Source organism: Erwinia sp. S43 (assembly GCF_016624745.1).
In the GTDB taxonomy this organism is placed as follows: Bacteria; Pseudomonadota; Gammaproteobacteria; order Enterobacterales; family Enterobacteriaceae; genus Erwinia; species Erwinia coffeiphila.
Genome location: NZ_JACVTX010000016.1, coordinates 18,235 through 35,448 on the forward strand (window position 1 = coordinate 18,235; position 17,214 = coordinate 35,448).

The 17,214-nt window shown below is 54.5% G+C and carries 15 protein-coding genes; 11 read left to right on the forward strand and 4 right to left on the reverse strand.

Translation table 11 applies throughout. The annotated features are described in order from the left end of the window. The first annotated feature begins 150 nt into the window (after positions 1-150). The 7 genes from mreB to tldD all read left to right on the forward strand — a co-directional run bounded on the left by mreB (position 151) and on the right by tldD (position 10,247). Positions 151-1,194 (forward strand): rod shape-determining protein MreB, encoded by a 1,044-nt coding sequence (gene mreB / locus IBT47_RS17615; RefSeq protein ID WP_105592886.1) that lies wholly within the window; start codon positions 151-153, stop codon positions 1,192-1,194. 70 nt (positions 1,195-1,264) lie between these two features. Beyond that, the gene (mreC, locus tag IBT47_RS17620; RefSeq protein ID WP_234471967.1) at positions 1,265-2,317 is read left to right on the forward strand and encodes a rod shape-determining protein MreC; all 1,053 of its coding nucleotides are present in this window, start codon (positions 1,265-1,267) and stop codon (positions 2,315-2,317) included. Then, positions 2,314-2,802: a rod shape-determining protein MreD gene (gene mreD / locus IBT47_RS17625; protein WP_105592888.1), complete on the forward strand. Its 489-nt coding sequence runs from the start codon at positions 2,314-2,316 to the stop codon at positions 2,800-2,802. Before mreC ends, mreD begins: the two co-directional genes overlap by 4 nt. Before the next feature lie 9 nt (positions 2,803-2,811). After that, positions 2,812-3,405, forward strand: coding sequence for a nucleoside triphosphate pyrophosphatase (locus IBT47_RS17630; protein ID WP_200546519.1), 594 nt, complete (start codon positions 2,812-2,814; stop codon positions 3,403-3,405). Next, positions 3,395-4,864: a ribonuclease G gene (gene rng, locus IBT47_RS17635; protein ID WP_105592890.1), complete on the forward strand. Its 1,470-nt coding sequence runs from the start codon at positions 3,395-3,397 to the stop codon at positions 4,862-4,864. Before IBT47_RS17630 ends, rng begins: the two co-directional genes overlap by 11 nt. Before the next feature lie 40 nt (positions 4,865-4,904). Further along, positions 4,905-8,699 (forward strand): AsmA2 domain-containing protein YhdP, encoded by a 3,795-nt coding sequence (gene yhdP / locus IBT47_RS17640; RefSeq protein ID WP_200561808.1) that lies wholly within the window; start codon positions 4,905-4,907, stop codon positions 8,697-8,699. Between the two features lie 102 nt (positions 8,700-8,801). Then, on the forward strand, positions 8,802-10,247 hold the full coding sequence (tldD, locus tag IBT47_RS17645; RefSeq protein ID WP_200561810.1) for a metalloprotease TldD: 1,446 nt from the start codon (positions 8,802-8,804) through the stop codon (positions 10,245-10,247). An 81-nt stretch (positions 10,248-10,328) separates the two neighbouring features. On the opposite strand, the gene aaeR is transcribed toward tldD, so the two are convergent. After that, positions 10,329-11,246: an HTH-type transcriptional activator AaeR gene (gene aaeR / locus IBT47_RS17650; RefSeq protein ID WP_105592893.1), complete on the reverse strand. Its 918-nt coding sequence runs from the start codon at positions 11,244-11,246 to the stop codon at positions 10,329-10,331. 267 nt (positions 11,247-11,513) lie between these two features. On the opposite strand from aaeR, the gene aaeX reads away from it, so the two are divergent. From aaeX to IBT47_RS17670, 4 genes are all read left to right on the forward strand, one after another. Next, entirely contained in the window at positions 11,514-11,717 is a 204-nt protein-coding gene (aaeX, locus tag IBT47_RS17655) for a p-hydroxybenzoic acid efflux pump operon protein AaeX (RefSeq protein ID WP_105592894.1), read from the forward strand. 7 nt (positions 11,718-11,724) lie between these two features. After that, a complete protein-coding gene (aaeA, locus tag IBT47_RS17660; RefSeq protein WP_200561812.1) occupies positions 11,725-12,657 on the forward strand; it encodes a p-hydroxybenzoic acid efflux pump subunit AaeA in 933 nt (310 codons plus the stop codon). A gap of 13 nt (positions 12,658-12,670) precedes the next feature. Beyond that, positions 12,671-14,629: a p-hydroxybenzoic acid efflux pump subunit AaeB gene (aaeB, locus tag IBT47_RS17665; protein WP_370569484.1), complete on the forward strand. Its 1,959-nt coding sequence runs from the start codon at positions 12,671-12,673 to the stop codon at positions 14,627-14,629. Positions 14,630-14,987: 358 nt separating this feature from the next. Continuing rightward, complete coding sequence (locus IBT47_RS17670) at positions 14,988-15,257, forward strand: hypothetical protein (protein WP_200561814.1); 270 nt, start codon at positions 14,988-14,990, stop codon at positions 15,255-15,257. 257 nt (positions 15,258-15,514) lie between these two features. Here IBT47_RS17670 and yhcN (IBT47_RS17675) read toward each other — a convergent pair whose 3' ends face one another. The 3 genes from yhcN (IBT47_RS17675) to argR all read right to left on the reverse strand — a co-directional run bounded on the left by yhcN (IBT47_RS17675) (position 15,515) and on the right by argR (position 17,082). Then, positions 15,515-15,784 carry a peroxide/acid stress response protein YhcN gene (yhcN, locus tag IBT47_RS17675; RefSeq protein WP_105592900.1) on the reverse strand — a complete coding sequence of 90 codons (270 nt, stop codon included), beginning with the start codon at positions 15,782-15,784 and terminating at the stop codon, positions 15,515-15,517. A gap of 111 nt (positions 15,785-15,895) precedes the next feature. Then, positions 15,896-16,159 (reverse strand): peroxide/acid stress response protein YhcN, encoded by a 264-nt coding sequence (gene yhcN, locus IBT47_RS17680; protein ID WP_200561816.1) that lies wholly within the window; start codon positions 16,157-16,159, stop codon positions 15,896-15,898. Positions 16,160-16,611: 452 nt separating this feature from the next. Continuing rightward, positions 16,612-17,082, reverse strand: a complete 471-nt coding sequence (gene argR / locus IBT47_RS17685) for a transcriptional regulator ArgR (protein WP_105592902.1) — start codon at positions 17,080-17,082, stop codon at positions 16,612-16,614. Positions 17,083-17,214 lie beyond the last annotated feature (132 nt).

A 17,214-nucleotide genomic window follows, 5' to 3' on the forward strand; every position in this document is an offset into this window, starting at 1 on the left:
GAAGATGCTGCTGAAGGTTGTGACACCGGCGCGAGATAGCATGATTTTTCACCGAAGTAGACTGTTTTTGCGCCTTGTCGCTGCTTCGTGTGGTTGGTAAAGTAAGCGGATTTTATTTTCCGCCCCCAGCTTGCAGGATTATCCTTTAGTATGTTTAAAAAATTTCGTGGCATGTTTTCCAACGACTTGTCCATCGACCTGGGTACCGCCAATACCCTGATCTACGTGAAAGGACAGGGCATCGTTCTTAATGAGCCCTCCGTCGTTGCTATTCGTCAGGATCGTGCCGGTTCTCCTAAGAGCGTGGCGGCAGTAGGTCATGATGCAAAACAAATGCTGGGCCGTACGCCTGGCAATATCGCGGCTATTCGTCCAATGAAAGACGGCGTTATCGCTGACTTCTTCGTGACCGAAAAAATGCTGCAACACTTTATTAAACAGGTACACAGCAACAGCTTTATGCGCCCAAGTCCGCGCGTGCTGGTTTGTGTTCCTGTGGGCGCAACGCAGGTTGAACGTCGTGCTATCCGTGAATCTGCCCAGGGGGCAGGCGCGCGTGAAGTGTTCCTGATTGAGGAACCAATGGCGGCGGCAATCGGTGCTGGTCTGCCGGTATCTGAAGCGACCGGTTCGATGGTGGTGGATATCGGTGGCGGTACAACAGAAGTTGCCGTGATTTCCCTCAACGGTGTGGTTTATTCCTCTTCCGTACGTATTGGTGGTGACCGCTTCGATGAAGCCATCATTAATTATGTGCGTCGTAACTACGGTTCACTGATCGGTGAAGCAACCGCAGAACGCATCAAGCACGGTATCGGCTCGGCGTACCCGGGTGATGAAGTGCATGAAATGGAAGTGCGTGGCCGTAACCTGGCTGAAGGGGTTCCACGTGGTTTCACGCTGAACTCAAACGAGATCCTGGAAGCGCTGCAGGAGCCTTTGACCGGTATCGTGAGCGCCGTTATGGTTGCACTGGAACAGTGCCCACCAGAGCTGGCATCTGACATCTCCGAACGCGGCATGGTACTGACCGGTGGTGGTGCGCTGCTGCGTAACCTGGACCGCCTGCTTATGGAAGAGACCGGCATTCCGGTAGTCGTTGCAGAAGATCCGCTGACCTGCGTAGCACGCGGTGGTGGTAAAGCGTTGGAAATGATTGACATGCACGGCGGCGATTTGTTCAGCGAAGAATAATTTGCCTGAAGGGAGTGGCGGGGCGCTGCCCGCACTCCTTTTTCATGTTGTCGAGGAAAACGCCGATTTTATGAAGCCGATGTTCAGCAGGGGGCCTTCCCTGCAGTTACGCTTATTTTTAGCGGTTATAGTGGCAATAGGCGTTATTGTTGCCGATAGTCGTATGGGGGCTTTCACCCAAATACGCACCTATATGGATACCGCCGTTAGTCCATTCTACTTTCTGGCCAATGGGCCGCGTCAAATTCTGGACGATGTTTCTGAAACATTGGCCTCCCGCCAGCAGGTCGAGCTGGAAAATAAAGCCTTACGTCGTGAACTGATCCTGAAGAACAGCGAACTGCTGATGCTGGGACAATTCAAACAGGAAAATGCCCGCCTGCGCGAACTGCTGGGTTCGCCGTTGCGTCAGGATGAACACAAGATGGTGACCCAGGTCATCTCTACTGGCAGCGATCCTTATACCGATCAGGTAGTGATTGATAAAGGCAGCGTAAACGGTGTTTACGAAGGGCAGCCTGTTATCAGCGATAAGGGCGTCGTCGGACAGGTGGTTGCCGTCGGTAAAATCACCAGCCGCGTGCTGCTGATTTGCGATGCTTCCCATGCACTGCCGATCCAGGTACTGCGCAACGATATCCGCGTGATCGCGGCGGGCAACGGCTGCACGGAAGATTTGCAGCTTGAGCATCTGCCGGGCAACACCGATATTCGTGTGGGTGACGTGCTTGTAACGTCGGGCCTCGGTGGACGTTTCCCTGAAGGCTATCCTGTCGGCGTTGTGTCGTCGGTGAAAGTGGATACGCAGCGTGCCTATACGGTGATTCAGGCGCGTCCAACCGCCGGACTGCAGCGTTTGCGCTATCTGCTACTGCTGTGGGGGGCCGATCGTAACGGCACCATGCCAATGGCACCTGATGAAGTTCACCGCGTGGCAAACGAACGTCTGATGCAGATGATGCCTCAGGTACTGCCGCCGGTAAGCGAGATGGGGCCTCCGGCTCCGCCTGCTGTTAGTGACAGTGGTAGCACCGCGCCCGGCACGGCTGCCGTGACGGAACCCGCGCCAGCTCAGGCTGCGCCGGTTCGCCGCCAGTCACCGGTGCGTGGAGGTCAGCCTTGAGTAGCTATCGCAGTCATGGCCGTTGGGTCATCTGGCTCTCATTCCTCGTTGCGTTGGTATTGCAAATCATGCCCTGGCCGGAACAGATTTATATGTTCCGGCCATCCTGGCTGCTGCTGATCTTAATTTACTGGGTGCTGGCGCTGCCGCATCGGGTAAATGTCGGTACGGGATTCGTGATGGGATCTATAATGGACCTCATCTCTGGTTCAACGCTGGGCGTACGCGCGCTGGCATTGAGCATTATCGCGTATCTGGTGGCGTTTAAATTCCAGCTGTTCCGCAATCTGGCGCTGTGGCAGCAGGCACTGATGGTGATGGTGCTGTCGCTGGCGATGGATGTGATCGTCTTCTGGGCCGAATTCTTGGTAATCAACGTTTCGTTCAGACCAGAAATTTTCTGGAGCAGCGTCATCGACGGCATACTCTGGCCCTGGTTGTTCTTACTGATGAGAAAAATTCGCCGCCAGTTTGCCGTACAATAAAGGACAATTATGGTATCCCTGTATCTGGCTTCTGGTTCTCCCCGTCGTCGTGAACTACTGACTCAGCTTGGTTTATCATTTGAGCGCATCTCTACTGAGGTAGAAGAGCAGCGCCGCGATGGTGAACAGGCCGAACACTACGTCCGTCGGCTGGCGCTGGAAAAAGCGCAGGCCGGCGTGGCCGTTGCCCGCCAGGATCTGCCCGTACTTGGGGCCGATACCATAGTCGTATTACATAATGAAGTGCTGGAAAAACCAGCCGATAAAGATGCCGCAGCCGCGATGCTGGCAAAGCTCTCCGGCCAGACCCATCAGGTGATGACTGCCGTAGCGTTTGCCGACAGCCAGCGGTCGCTTGATTGCCTTGTTGTCACCGATGTGACGTTTCGCTCACTGACACCAGATGATATCAGGAACTATATCGCCAGCGGCGAGCCGATGGACAAAGCCGGTGCGTATGGTATTCAGGGACTGGGTGGAAACTTTGTCAGAAAAATTAACGGAAGTTATTACGCAGTGGTGGGATTGCCTCTGGTTGAAACAGCCGAGCTGTTCAGCAGCTTCCTGGCGCTGCGTGAAGTGAGAGGACAAGATGACAGCTGAACTGCTGGTTAATATTACGCCGTCGGAAACCCGCGTAGCCTACATCGATGGCGGCATTTTGCAGGAAATTCATATCGAGCGCGAAGCGCGCCGTGGCATCGTCGGTAATATTTATAAAGGCCGCGTCAGCCGGGTACTGCCTGGGATGCAGGCGGCGTTTGTGGATATCGGTCTGGAGAAGGCCGCTTTTCTTCATGCTTCCGACATCATGCCGCACACCGAATGCGTCGCGGGCGATGAACAGAAAAACTTCTCGGTGCGGGATATCTCCGAGCTGGTTCGTCAGGGGCAGGATCTGATGGTGCAGGTGGTGAAAGATCCGCTGGGCACCAAAGGCGCACGTCTGACCACCGACATTACGCTGCCATCACGCTATCTGGTGTTTATGCCGGGTGCCTCCCACGTCGGCGTTTCACAGCGCATTGACAGCGAAGCCGAACGCGACCGCCTGAAAGCGGTGGTCTCCGGCTACTGCGATGAGCTGGGCGGCTATATTATCCGCACCGCGGCGGAAGGCGTGGGTGAAGAAGAGCTGGCCTCGGATGCTGCGTTTCTCAAGCGCCTGTGGACCAAGGTGATTGAGCGCAAGAAGCGTAATCAAACCCGCTACCGTCTGTACGGCGAGGTGGCGCTTTCACAGCGTATTCTGCGCGACTTTGCCGGCGCGGCGCTGGATCGCATTCGTATCGACTCACGTCAAACTTTCGAACACCTGGTGGAATTCACCAGCGAGTACATCCCGGAAATGACCGCGAAGCTGGAGCTGTATACCGGCAAGCAGCCGATATTCGACCTGTTCGACGTGGAAAATGAAATTCAGCGCTCGCTGGACCGTAAGGTTGAGCTGAAATCCGGTGGTTACCTGATTATCGATCAGACCGAGGCGATGACCACCATCGACATCAATACCGGTGCGTTCGTTGGCCATCGTAATCTTGAAGAAACCATCTTCAATACGAATATCGAGGCCACACAGGCCATCGCCCGGCAGCTGCGGCTGCGTAATCTCGGCGGCATTATTATTATCGACTTTATCGATATGAGTAATGAAGACCACCGCCGCCGGGTGCTGCACTCGCTGGAACAGGCGCTGAGCAAAGATCGGGTGAAGACCGGCATTAACGGTTTCTCTCAGCTCGGCCTGGTGGAAATGACGCGCAAGCGCACCCGCGAAAGTATTGAGCACGTGCTGTGTCAGGACTGCCCGGTATGTAAAGGCCGCGGCACGCTGAAAACGGTAGAAACCGTGTGTTATGAAATTATGCGTGAGATTGTTCGTGTGCATCATGCCTATGACTCCGATCGCTTCCTTGTCTACGCTTCCCCGGCGGTCGGTGAGGCGCTGAAAAGCGATGAATCGCATGCGCTGGCAGAAGTGGAAATCTTCGTCGGCAAGCAGGTTAAAGTACAGATTGAGCCGCTCTATACGCAGGAACAGTTTGACGTAGTGATGATGTAGAGTAAAAACTGTTACCCCGGAACGAAACAAGGAGAGGCATGTGAGGCAACTGCCGAGGATTTTGCTACTGACTGGCGCAACGTTAGTTGTGGTTATTGCGCTGCTGGTTAGTGGCTTACGCCTGGTGATGCCGCATATGAATACCTGGCGCGAGCCGATTCTTGAGCGCGTATCGGCCGCGGCAGGCGGTAAGGTAACGTCCAGTTCGCTGTCTGGAAATTGGGAATCTTTCGGTCCGCGCCTGGAAATTAAGGATATTCAGGCGGCGCTGTCTGACGGCGGCAGCGTCAGCATTCAGCGCGTCACGCTGGCACTGGATGTCTGGCAGTCACTGCTGCATCTGCGCTGGCAGTTTCGCGATCTGACCTTCTGGCAGCTTAATCTGGTTACCAACACCCCGCTAACCGGCGGCGGCGGTCAAACCGATTTACAGGCCGATCGCCTCAACAACCTGTTCCTGCGGCAGTTCGATCACTTCGACCTGCGCGACAGTGAAATCAGCTTCGTTACCCCTTCCGGGCAACGTGCCCAACTGGCAATTCCTCAGCTCACCTGGCTTAACGAAAGTAACCGCCACCGGGCAGAGGGGCTGGTCAGCCTTTCCAGCTTTACTGGCCAGCACGGCGAGGTGCAGGTTCGCCTCGATCTGAGTGACAGCAACGGTTATCTCGATACCGGCCGCGTGTGGATGCAGGCCGATGATGTGGATGTGAAGCCGTGGCTGGGGCAGTGGATGCGCGATAATACCAGCCTGGAAAGCGCAAAATTCAGCCTTGCCGCATGGATGGAAGTGAAAAACGGTGAGGTCTGGGGTGGCGATGTCTGGCTGAAGCGAGGCGGAGCAAAGTGGGAGGGTTCCGATCGGCCGCACCACCTGCGCGTGGATAACCTGACTGCGCATATCAGCCGCTTTAACCGCGGCTGGCTGCTTAACATCCCGCAAACGCGCTTTATCACCGATGACAATCCGTGGCCAAAGGGTCAGCTTTCCATGCTCTGGCTGCCGCAAAGCAGCGAACTGCCGGGGCCGGATAAGCAGGCGGAACTGCGCGTGCGCGCCACGCATCTGGATTTAGGTTCGCTTGACCCGCTGGTTCCGCTATTTGCCAAACTTTCGCCGGAACTGCTGGAAAACTGGCGCGCGCTGCAGCCGCGCGGCGAGATACAGTCGCTGGCCGCCGATGTACCGCTGAACCAGCCCGAACTGACCCGTTTCCAGGCACGCTGGCAAAACCTCAGCTGGCAGCAGTGGAAGCTGCTGCCGGGCATGGAGCACCTTAACGGTTCGCTTTCCGGCAGCGCGGCGGATGGTCAGCTGGTGTTTGCCGTACAGCAGGCGACACTACCCTACGGCGATATGTTCCGCGCTCCGCTGGAAATCAGCCGGGCTTCGGGTGCGCTGAACTGGCAGCATAATGCCGACGGACTGACGCTGTCCGGTGAGCAGCTTGACGTACAGGCCCGTTCGCTCTGGTCCCGCGGTGATTTCCATTACCAACAGCAGAAAGGTCAGTCCCCGCGCCTGGACATCCTGGCCGGTATCAAGCTGACGGATGCCGCCGATGCCTGGCGCTACTTCCCTGAACCGCTAATGGGCACGTCACTGACCAACTACCTCAGCGGCGCGCTAAAAGGCGGGCAGGTGGATAACGCCACGCTGATCTTCGCCGGTGACCCGCATCAGTTCCCGTTTAAACATAACGAAGGCATGTTTGAGGTGGCGGTACCGCTGCGAAAAGCCACCTACGAATTCGAACCCGGCTGGCCGCTGCTGGAAAACCTGGCTATCGATCTCGATTTTGTGAATAACGGCCTGTGGATGAAGGCTGAAGAAACAAAGCTGGGTGAGGTGCAGGGGCGTAACATCTCGGCGGTCATTCCTGATTATCTGGAAGAGAAACTGCTGATTGACGGTGAAATTAGCGGCGGCGGTGACCAGGTTCGCGACTATTTCAACGATTCGCCGTTGAAGTCATCGCTGGGTGCTGCGCTTGATGAACTACAGGTTGGCGGCAATGTGAGCGGTAACTTACATATTGATATCCCGCTGGATGGCAGGCAGGTCCGCGCGACCGGTGACGTTAACTTTAAAAACAACTCTCTGCATATCAAACCGCTGGAAACCACGTTTGAGCAGCTTTCCGGGCGACTCACCTATGATAACGGCGATTTGAAAAGTGACCAGATGCATGCCCGCTGGTTCGGTCAGCCGTTGGCGGTCAGTTTTAGTACGCTGGAAGGTGAGAAAGATTATCAGATTGGTGTAGATCTGCAGGCAGACTGGCAGCCCGGTGAGATCAATGTGATACCGGCAGCGGTAAGGTCGCAGCTGGCGGGGAATCTGCCATGGCAGGGTAAAGTTCAAATCACGCTACCGCACGGCGGTGGTGCAAATTATCAAGTTGATATCGACAGCGACCTGAAAAATGTAAGTAGTCACTTACCTGCACCGTTGGATCTCAGTAAGCCTGCAAATACGCCAGTCAAACTGACGGCGAAAGGTAATCTTAATAGCTTCGATCTCAGTGGCTCGGTCGGCAGTCGTCATCGTTTTAACAGCCGCTGGCTGCTGGGCAAACAGCTGCGCATCGATCGCGGTATTTGGGAGAATGATGCGAAACGCACGCCGCCGCTGCCGGAAACTCAGGGTATGGTGCTGAATCTGCCGCCGCTTGATGGTAGCGCGTGGATGGGGCTTATGGCCGCTGCCGGTTCTGAGAACGAAAAGGCGGGCAGCAGCGCGTTACCGGGCGATATCCGGCTGCATACGCCCGCTCTGACGCTGGCGGGGCAGCGATGGCAGGATCTCAACGTTACGCTAAGTCAGGATGTTGCTGGCGACACGACGGTCGCGGCGAAGGGGAAAGAAGTGGAGGGGACGCTGATGGTGAAGCGCTCGGCCCCCTGGATCGCTCAGCTCAAATATCTCTATTATAACCCGCAGTGGCAGACCTCGGGCGGCGGTGCTCCACTGCCGGCCGATGCTTCCAGCATCGACTTCAGCCGCTGGCCAGCACTGAATCTGAACTGCGCCGAGTGCTGGCTGCGCGGGCAAAAATTTGGCCGCATGCAGGCTTCTCTGACGCCGACGGGCGACACGCTGAAGCTGGAGAACGGGCTGATTGACAGCGGTAATGCACGCCTGACGGTTAACGGTGAGTGGGTAAATCGTCCTGATGGTCAGCGCACCTCATTGAAAGGTGTCCTGAGCGGCAAAAAAATCAACGAGGCGACCAACTGGTTCGGCATTAGCAGCCCGCTGCGCGATGCGCCGTTTAACGTCGACTACGATCTGCACTGGCGTTCTGCGCCGTGGCAGCCTTCGGAAGAAACGTTGAGCGGGGTGCTGAAATCGCATCTTGGCGCGGGGCAGATTACCGACGTCTCAACCGGGCGTGCCGGTCAGCTGCTGCGGCTGGTCAGCTTCGATGCGCTGATCCGCAAGCTGCGTTTTGATTTCAGCGACACCTTTGGTCAGGGCTTCTGGTTTGATTCGATCAACGGCACCGCCTGGATAGAAAATGGCGTGATGCACACGGATAACCTGCTGGTGGATGGGCTGGAAGCGGACATTGCCATGAAGGGCAAAATGGATCTCGTAAGACGGCAGATTGATATGGAAGCAGTGGTCGCGCCGGAGATTTCTACGACGGTCGGGGTTGGTGTGGCCTTTGCCGTTAACCCGGTTGTGGGTGCTGCCGTGTTTGCCGCCAGCAAGGTGCTGGGGCCGCTGTGGAATAAAATTTCAGTACTGCGCTATCACATCACCGGGCCAATTGATAAGCCTGAAATCAATGAGGTACTGCGCAAGCCGCGAGAAAACGACGATAAGTGAATTTGACGTGGCTATGGAATTGCCTCACGCTGTAAACATAGCGAACCTAAATGAATATTGAGGGCCAGTCGCATCTGGCTCATCCATACTGAGTGAGAATTCATGAGTCTGAATTTGGTGAGTGAGCAGCTACTGGCTGCCAATAACATTAGTCATAACGATCTGTTTGCCATTCTCGGCCAGCTCTCCGAGCGTAAGCTGGATTATGCCGACCTCTATTTCCAGTCCAGCTATCATGAATCCTGGGTGCTGGAAGACCGCATCATTAAAGATGGCTCCTACAATATCGATCAGGGTGTGGGCGTGCGCGCGGTAAGCGGCGAGAAAACCGGTTTTGCCTATGCCGATCAGATCACCTTGAATGCGCTGCACCAGAGCGCAGCGGCGGCCAGAAGCATCGTGCGTGAACAGGGCAACGGTCAGTCGCACACCCTGGGCGCGGTGCTGCATCGCCCGCTGTATCCGGCGCTCGATCCGCTGCAAAGCCTGACCCGCGAAGAAAAAATTGCCCTGCTGCACCGTGTTGACAGTGCCGCGCGTGCTGCAGATAAGCGCGTTCAGGAAGTTTCTGCCAGCCTGACCGGCGTTTACGAACTGGTGCTGGTGGCGGCCACGGATGGAACGTTGGCGGCGGATGTCCGTCCGCTGGTTCGTCTGTCCGTCAGCGTACAGGTTGAGGATAACGGCAAGCGCGAGCGTGGTTCCAGCGGCGGCGGCGGTCGTCATGGTTATGAGTTCTTCCTGGCGAATGAAGACGGTGAAGTTCGTGCCGACGCCTGGGCGCGTGAGGCGGTCCGTATGGCGCTGGTGAATCTGAACGCCGTAGCGGCCCCGGCAGGCTCCGTACCTGTGGTACTGGGCGCAGGCTGGCCGGGCGTGCTGCTGCATGAAGCGGTGGGTCACGGCCTGGAAGGCGACTTCAACCGTCGTGGTACTTCGGTATTCAGCGGTCAGATGGGGGAGCTGGTGGCTTCCGAACTCTGTACCGTAGTGGATGACGGCACCATTGAAGGGCTACGTGGTTCGCTGGCCGTTGATGATGAAGGTGTTCCGGGACAGTACAACGTACTGATTGAAAACGGTATTCTGAAAGGCTACATGCAGGATAAGCTCAATGCGCGTCTGATGGGCGTTAAGCCAACCGGTAACGGCCGCCGTGAGTCCTACGCGCACCTGCCGATGCCACGGATGACCAACACCTATATGCTGGCCGGTAAATCGACGCCGTCAGACATTATTGCCAGCGTTGAATATGGCCTGTACGCGCCGAACTTCGGCGGTGGTCAGGTGGATATCACCTCCGGTAAGTTTGTGTTCTCAACCTCAGAAGCCTATCTGATTGAGAACGGCAAAGTGACTAAACCGGTGAAGGGGGCAACCCTGATCGGTTCCGGCATTGAGGCGATGCAGCAGATTTCGATGGTCGGTAACGATCTGGCGCTGGATAAAGGCGTTGGCGTCTGCGGTAAAGAAGGGCAAAGTCTGCCGGTCGGCGTCGGCCAGCCAACGCTGAAGCTGGATAAAATCACGGTAGGCGGCACGGCGTAATTCAACGCTGGTTTTCTCGCAACGTTCAGTTATTTAAATCGGGCGATCGCACAGGCGGCCGCCCGATTTTTTATTTCCCCGCTACACCTTTCGGAATTCCCGGTAGATTTCATCGACCTTATCGAAGTAACTGATAAGGTAGTTAATACATACCTGAACTTTGAGCGGCAGCTTGTCTTTTTGCGTATAGAGCGCATAGACCGGGCGCGGCATCGAATGATAGTGGGTAAACAGGATCTCAACCTCACCGGCGTTAATCTCTTCAATCACCCACATCAGCGGCACGTAGGCGATACCGGTCCCGGCTTTCAGCCAGCGAATTAACGTCTGAGCATCATTGGTGGCAAAACGCCCCTGCGGCGATAAGCGAACAGATTTACCTTCCGGTGAAGTCAGTTCAAAATCATTGTCAGTGCGCACGCTGTATTCAAGCCATGAAAAGTTACTGATATCCTCTGGATTTTCCGGCGTACCGTGCTGTGCCAGATAGCTTTTTGCTGCACAGACCACCATCGGCATCGATCCCAGGCGTTTGGAAAACAGACCGGAATCCTGAAGAGCACCCACACGCAGGACCAGATCCAGACCATCGGCGATCAGGTCAGGGGCCGGAATACCGGTGACCAGATTAATTGTCAGGCCGGGATATTCTTTCAGCATCTCCACCGTCATCGGGGCCAGCAGGTTTTGCGACATGGTGGAAGAGCTGCCGATGCGCAGCGTACCGATGGGCGTATTATTAAATGCCCACAGCTGTTCATGAACCTGCTGAACTTCAGACAGCATTCTCCGACAGCCCTGAAAATAGATCTTCCCTGCTTCGGTCAGCCCGATACTGCGCGTACTACGATTAAGCAATTTAACCTGCAGCTCATCTTCCAGCCGGGCGACAATCTGGCTGACCGCAGAAACGCTGAGCTGTAGCTGCTGTGCTGCGGCGGTGAACGAGCCCAGTTCCACCACTTTGGCGAAAACGGACATGCCTTTCAGTCTTTCCATTATTAACCCTGGCTTAAAAGTGATTTAGATCACATTTAGTAGATAACTTATAGTCAAGCGCGTTACTATAGCAGTGCCGGACTACCGTTCTGAAGTCCTACTCCCTATTTTAAAGCTCACTTTATAAGCTACTATTCTGTGAGTATCGGTTGTGATCCGGGCCCGACTTCGTGGCCATCATCAGCCTGAACTTTAAACTGCCCTGAAACAGGTGGGAGATCGTTATTGCGTCTTCGTATTCCGGCACTGTTTTTACAAGGATAAGAGATGAGTGTGCTTCCTGTTATCGTGGTTTTCGGGCTTTCTTTTCCGCCCATTTTCTTTGAAATCGTCGTGTCATTGATGCTGTTCTGGCTGGTTCGTCGCCTGCTTATGCCGACCGGACTCTATGACAGGGTCTGGCATCCAGCGCTGTTTAACACCGCGCTTTACTGCTGTCTGTTCTACCTTGTATCCCGCTTGTTCGTCTGAGGTCATCGTGAAAGCACTAATAAGAAAAATTTCCCGTTTCGCCATCACCCTGATTTTGGTGGCGATCGCGGTGGTTCTGATTTTCCGCGTTTGGGTGTTTTACACCGAATCCCCGTGGACCCGCGATGCAAAGTTTACCGCCGATGTGGTCGCGATTGCACCCGATGTGAGTGGCCTGATAACCGATGTGCGTGTGCGTGATAACCAGCTGGTTGAGAAAGGCCAGGTGCTGTTCGTGATTGACCAGCCGCGCTATCAAAAAGCGCTGGACGAGGCTAATGCCGACGTTGCCTACTACCAGGCCATTCTGGATGAGAAGCGTCGCGAAGCGTCTCGTCGCAACCGGCTGGGCGTTTCCGCCATGTCGCGTGAGGCTATCGATCAAGCCAACAATGATTACCAGACCACGGAGCATCAGCTGGCGAAATCCATCGCCACGCGCGATCTGGCGAAACTGGATCTGGAACGTACCGTAGTGAAGGCACCCTCGGCCGGGTGGATCACCAACCTGAACGTCTATGCCGGTGAGTTTATTACCCGGGGTTCCACGTCGGTGGCGCTGGTCAAACAGAATTCGTTCTATGTACTGGCCTTTATGGAAGAGACTAAGCTGGATGGTATTCGTCCTGGCTATCGTGTTGAGATCACGCCGCTTGGCAGCAACCAGGTCATTCTTGGCACCGTTGACAGCATGGCCGCCGGGGTGACGAACAGCAGCAGTACCGTTGACAGCAAAGGCATGGCGACCGTCGATTCGAATCTGGAGTGGGTACGTCTGGCACAACGTGTGCCTGTGCGTATTCGCCTGGACAAGCAGCCGGGCAACCTGTTCCCGTCAGGCACCACGGCGACCGTTGTGGTAACCGGTGCGCAGGATCGCCAGGAAAAAGACATCTCCCCGCTGATGAAACTGATGCATCGCCTGCGCGAGTTTGGCTAAGGTGGAGTAAATGATGCAGTGGTATCGTCTGCGATTTCCCATCAAGCTGACTTTTGCCATCATTCTGGCGCTGTTTGTGGGCTTTGAATTCAATCTTGAAACTCCGCGCTGGTCGGTGATGACCGCCGCGATTGTTGCCGGCGGTACGGCCTTTGCCGCTGGGGGCGATCCCTTCTCCGGGGCGCTGCGCTATCGCGGCATGCTGCGTATTGTCGGGACCTTTATCGGCTGTATCGCGGCACTGACCATCATGATTGCCACCATCCGCGCGCCGCTGCTTATGCTGCTGCTGTGCTGCCTGTGGGCCGGCGTATGCGTGTGGCTGTCATCGCTGATCAAGCTTGAGAACTCCTATGCCTTAGGCCTGGCCGGTTATACCGCGTTGATTATCGTGGTCAGCGTTGATTCCAGCGGTTCGCTGCTGCTTGCGCCGCAGTTTGCCGTAGAGCGCTGTAGCGAAATCATTATTGGTATTGTTTGCGCCATTCTCGCCGATATGCTGTTTTCGCCGCGATCCATCAAGCAGGATATCGACCGCGAGGCCGATGCACTTCTGCTGGAGCAGTATCGGTTGATGCAGCTTTGCGTCGCCCATGCCGATAAGGATGAAGTGGATAAAACCTGGGCTGGACTGGTACGTCGAACCACCGCTCTGAAGGGAATGCGTTCGCTGTTGATGATGGAATCGGGTGGCTGGCCGAAGGTGGAGCGCCGAATGGCGGTGCTGAACACGCTTTCACTGACGCTGATTACCCAGGCCTGTGAAACGTTCCTGATCCAGAACTCCCGCCCGGAATATGTGCCGCCACAGTTTCTGCTGCTGTTTGAAAAGCCGGTTGAAAGCACGGCAGACATCCATAAGCGGATGAAAATCATGCGCCGGATTATCACCGTCAGCGGCAGCAAAAATACACCGGCAACGATTCGCAGCTGGGTCGCTGCGGCCAGCCGCTATTTGCTGTTGCTGAAGGGTATCCACACCAACAGCAGCATCAGCCGTATCGAAGAAGAGGTGCTGAATGCCGAGCCGGTCGTCAGAATGCGTTCGGCAGAATCCCGGCACGCTATTATCAACGGTGTTCGTACTTTCGTTGCCACGGCCGTGGGTTCTATATTCTGGCTGTGGACCGGCTGGGCCTCCGGCAGCGGGGCGATGATTATGCTGGCGGTCATTACCGCTCTGGCTATGCGTATGCCAAACCCGTTGATGATGGCCAAGGATTTCCTCTACGGGATGATTTTTGCCGTTCCGCTTGGTGCGCTGTATTACATGGTGATCATGCCCGCGACGCAGCAAAGTATGCTGCTGCTGTGTATTGCTCTTGGCGTGATGGCATTTGTGGCCGGTATCTTTATTCAGCGGCGTCAGATCGGCACGCTGGGCGCGCTGGTTGGCACAATTAACATTTTGACGCTGGATAACCCGATGACCTTCCACGTCAGTACTTTCCTTGACGGTGCGCTGGGGCAGGCCATTGGCTGTTTTGTGGCACTGTTGGTGATTCTGCTTATTCGCGACAGCTCTAAGGCGCGTATAGGTCGCACGCTGCTGAATCGCTTTATGTATGCGGCGGTGTCAGCGATGACCACCAATACGGCCAGGCGGCGGGAAAACCATCTGCCTGCGCTGTATCAGCAGCTGTTCATGCTGCTGAATATCTTCCCGGGCGATATTGATAAATTCCGCCTGGCGCTGACGCTGATTATTGGCCATCAACGGCTGCGCGATGCGGATATTCCGATTAATGACGACCTGTCTGCCTTCCATAAACAGCTGCGCCACACCGCTGACCGGGTTATTTCGGCGAGTAGTGATGCGAAGCGGCGTCACTATTTCACCCGTCTGCTGTCCGAGTTTGATATTTACCAGCAAAAGCTGGCGCTGTATGAGGCACCGATCAGCGTGACTGAACCGGTTGCCCGGCTTGCCCAAATGCTGAAAAAATACCAGAACACCCTGATCCAGATTTGATCCTTTCGCCGGTAGTGCAGACTACCGGCATCTTCGCCGTACTTTTTCCCATCACGATGCCACACCGTCACAAAACAGCATGGTTTTGCCATCTATACTTGTTCATATAACCGTAATTGAACCGGGACCGGCCAAAAAAGATCTCCTTTTTTAAGGAAAAGTGGCCTGTACAGCCGGGATACTTTGCTGCGGAAAGAGATGTAAACCCGCGTGTTGGGAATGCCATCCGGCACCTTCCATAGGCCTAAAACGTTTTATCTGTGGAGTAAAAGGTCGATGCCTGGCCTGCATATTGGTGGACTGTAACCCGGCGGGCGGCACACCGTCGTCCGGCAGTTTTTTCAGCGGAGCAGCCTTAATGAGAAAAGAGATTTTTGACTTTAACGAGATTGTCGATCGCGCGCATTTTTACCGCCAGTTCAGCGAGCGCTTCGCTCTGGAGCCACACGGTATTACCGATCTCGACAGTTTATGGGATGTGCTGATCGCGGTGAAGATGCCGCTACCGCTGGAAATTGAGTTTATCAATCTGGGGAGTGGGCAGAAGCGGCGCTATGGAGCGCTGATCCTGCTATTTGATGAAGCTGAAGAGGAGCTGGAGGGCCAGCTCCACTTCAATGTCAGATAGTCTTTATCAAAAAGGGCCCCGGCGAACGGGGCCAAAGAGTTCGTCATAGTGGGCTATCAACGAATAGCCGCCGACGAGGAATAACTAATAAATCTCAGCGGTTACCTGCCTGTCATACGGACTTGCATTTCTACTACTTGGTAAGCGCTGGCACCAGCATATCGGCTTTCTGTTACCGCATCTGGTGCATAGCGGGTACAGCTAAATGAGAGGGGTGTGGAAATCACCACCGGATGCCGGGCATCCGGTGCGATGACTTATTTGTACAGTTCAGCAGTCGCGTGGTAGTTGCCATCGTTATGCGCTTCGATCACGCGATAAGAGGTTGCACCTTGCTGGTCAGCTTTATCTGACAATTGCTGGCGGATATCACTTGGCGCCGCATCGATGCCGCTGACGCTGATGGTGCCGACAGATTGCAGATTCTGTTGAGCAACCTGATCGTTAGTCACCAGTTGTGCAGCGCTGGCACCGAATGAAAGAACAGAAGCAAGACCTAAGGCAGCGATAGTAAATGTAGTTTTCATGATATTGACTCCAGATAAGGTTTTTCGGTAACCGAAAGGGCTAAAAAGCATTTATTATTCTTGGGGTTACCGTACTAATTTTTTGACACTGAATAACTTTTTAAACCGGTATTATTTGTAAATCTCGGCGGTGGCATGCCAGTTACCGTTCTGATAACTCTCGATAACGCGGTATGCACTGGCGCCTTTCTCCGTCGCTTTGCTATCCAGCGCCTGGCGGATATCCATTGGTGAACCGGCGATGCCGCTGACGCTGACCACACCGATTGACTGGAGATTCTGCGCCTGAGTGGCGTTAACAGATTCGGCGGCAAATGTACCGAATGACAGAGCAGAGAGTACGCTTAGAGCGGCAATGGTAGTTTTTACGTTCATGATTTTATTCCTCGTCAACTGTTTTTATCTTTTTAGTTACTGTGATTCTCATCACGGAAATAAGTATAGATCTGATAACGGAAAATATTAATAGCAGGCTAATAATATTTTTCTGGGATTTATTGCAACTGTGTGCGGTTTTAATAACCACTAGTTATAAGAAGTGCTTATATTTTGCTCTGGCTTTGTTAAATTCACGTAAAAACATCAACCTGGATGACTTTAACTATTTGTGCGGTTATTTGCGGGCGATCACACAGGTGAAATAAATAGTGCTTTGCCAGACAGGCTGTTTTCTCGCGAAAAGCCAGTGATATGTGCTAATAGACGGGGGCGGTGGCTCGACAACTGAGGTAAGAGCTGCCTTGCGACAGCTCATAAATGCCCCGGTAACAGGTGTTAGCACGAGGTTAAGCAATGGGGCATAACAAGACTGCTTATAACTCTTTCCTTTAAAGCTCCTGCTCGAACAGGACCAGGATTGCATCATGCAGTTGCTTGACGGTAAAGGCGCGGGCAGGGGTAATAAAGATGGTATCGTCCCCGGCGATAGTACCAAGGATACCTTCGGCTTTTCCCAGTGAGTCGAGAAGGCGGGCAATCAGCTGAGCGGCTCCCGGACTGGTATGGATCACCACCAGGGCATCATTGAAGTCGACATCCAGCACCAGGTTTTTCAGCGGGCTGGTGGTGGTGGGAACGCCAAGTTCAGCCGGCAGGCAGTACACCATTTCCATTTTCGCATTACGGGTGCGAACCGCGCCAAACTTAGTCAGCATCCGCGAGACTTTTGACTGATTGATATTCTCGAAGCCTTCTTCCTGCAGTGCATTGACGATTTCGCCCTGCGAGCTGAATTTTTCTTCTTTCAGTAAGGCCTTGAACGCCTTAATCAGTTCTTCTTGCTTTGATGGGTTACGCATAGGTTACCGATAAAAAGGAAGTGAATGGGGGAACCCCAAGCGGGATAGTACATTATTATGCAATTAAATGAATTTTTATGCAAACTTGAATTGTGGTGCGAGGTGAAAGCCTGGCAGGGAGCCGAAGTCTAA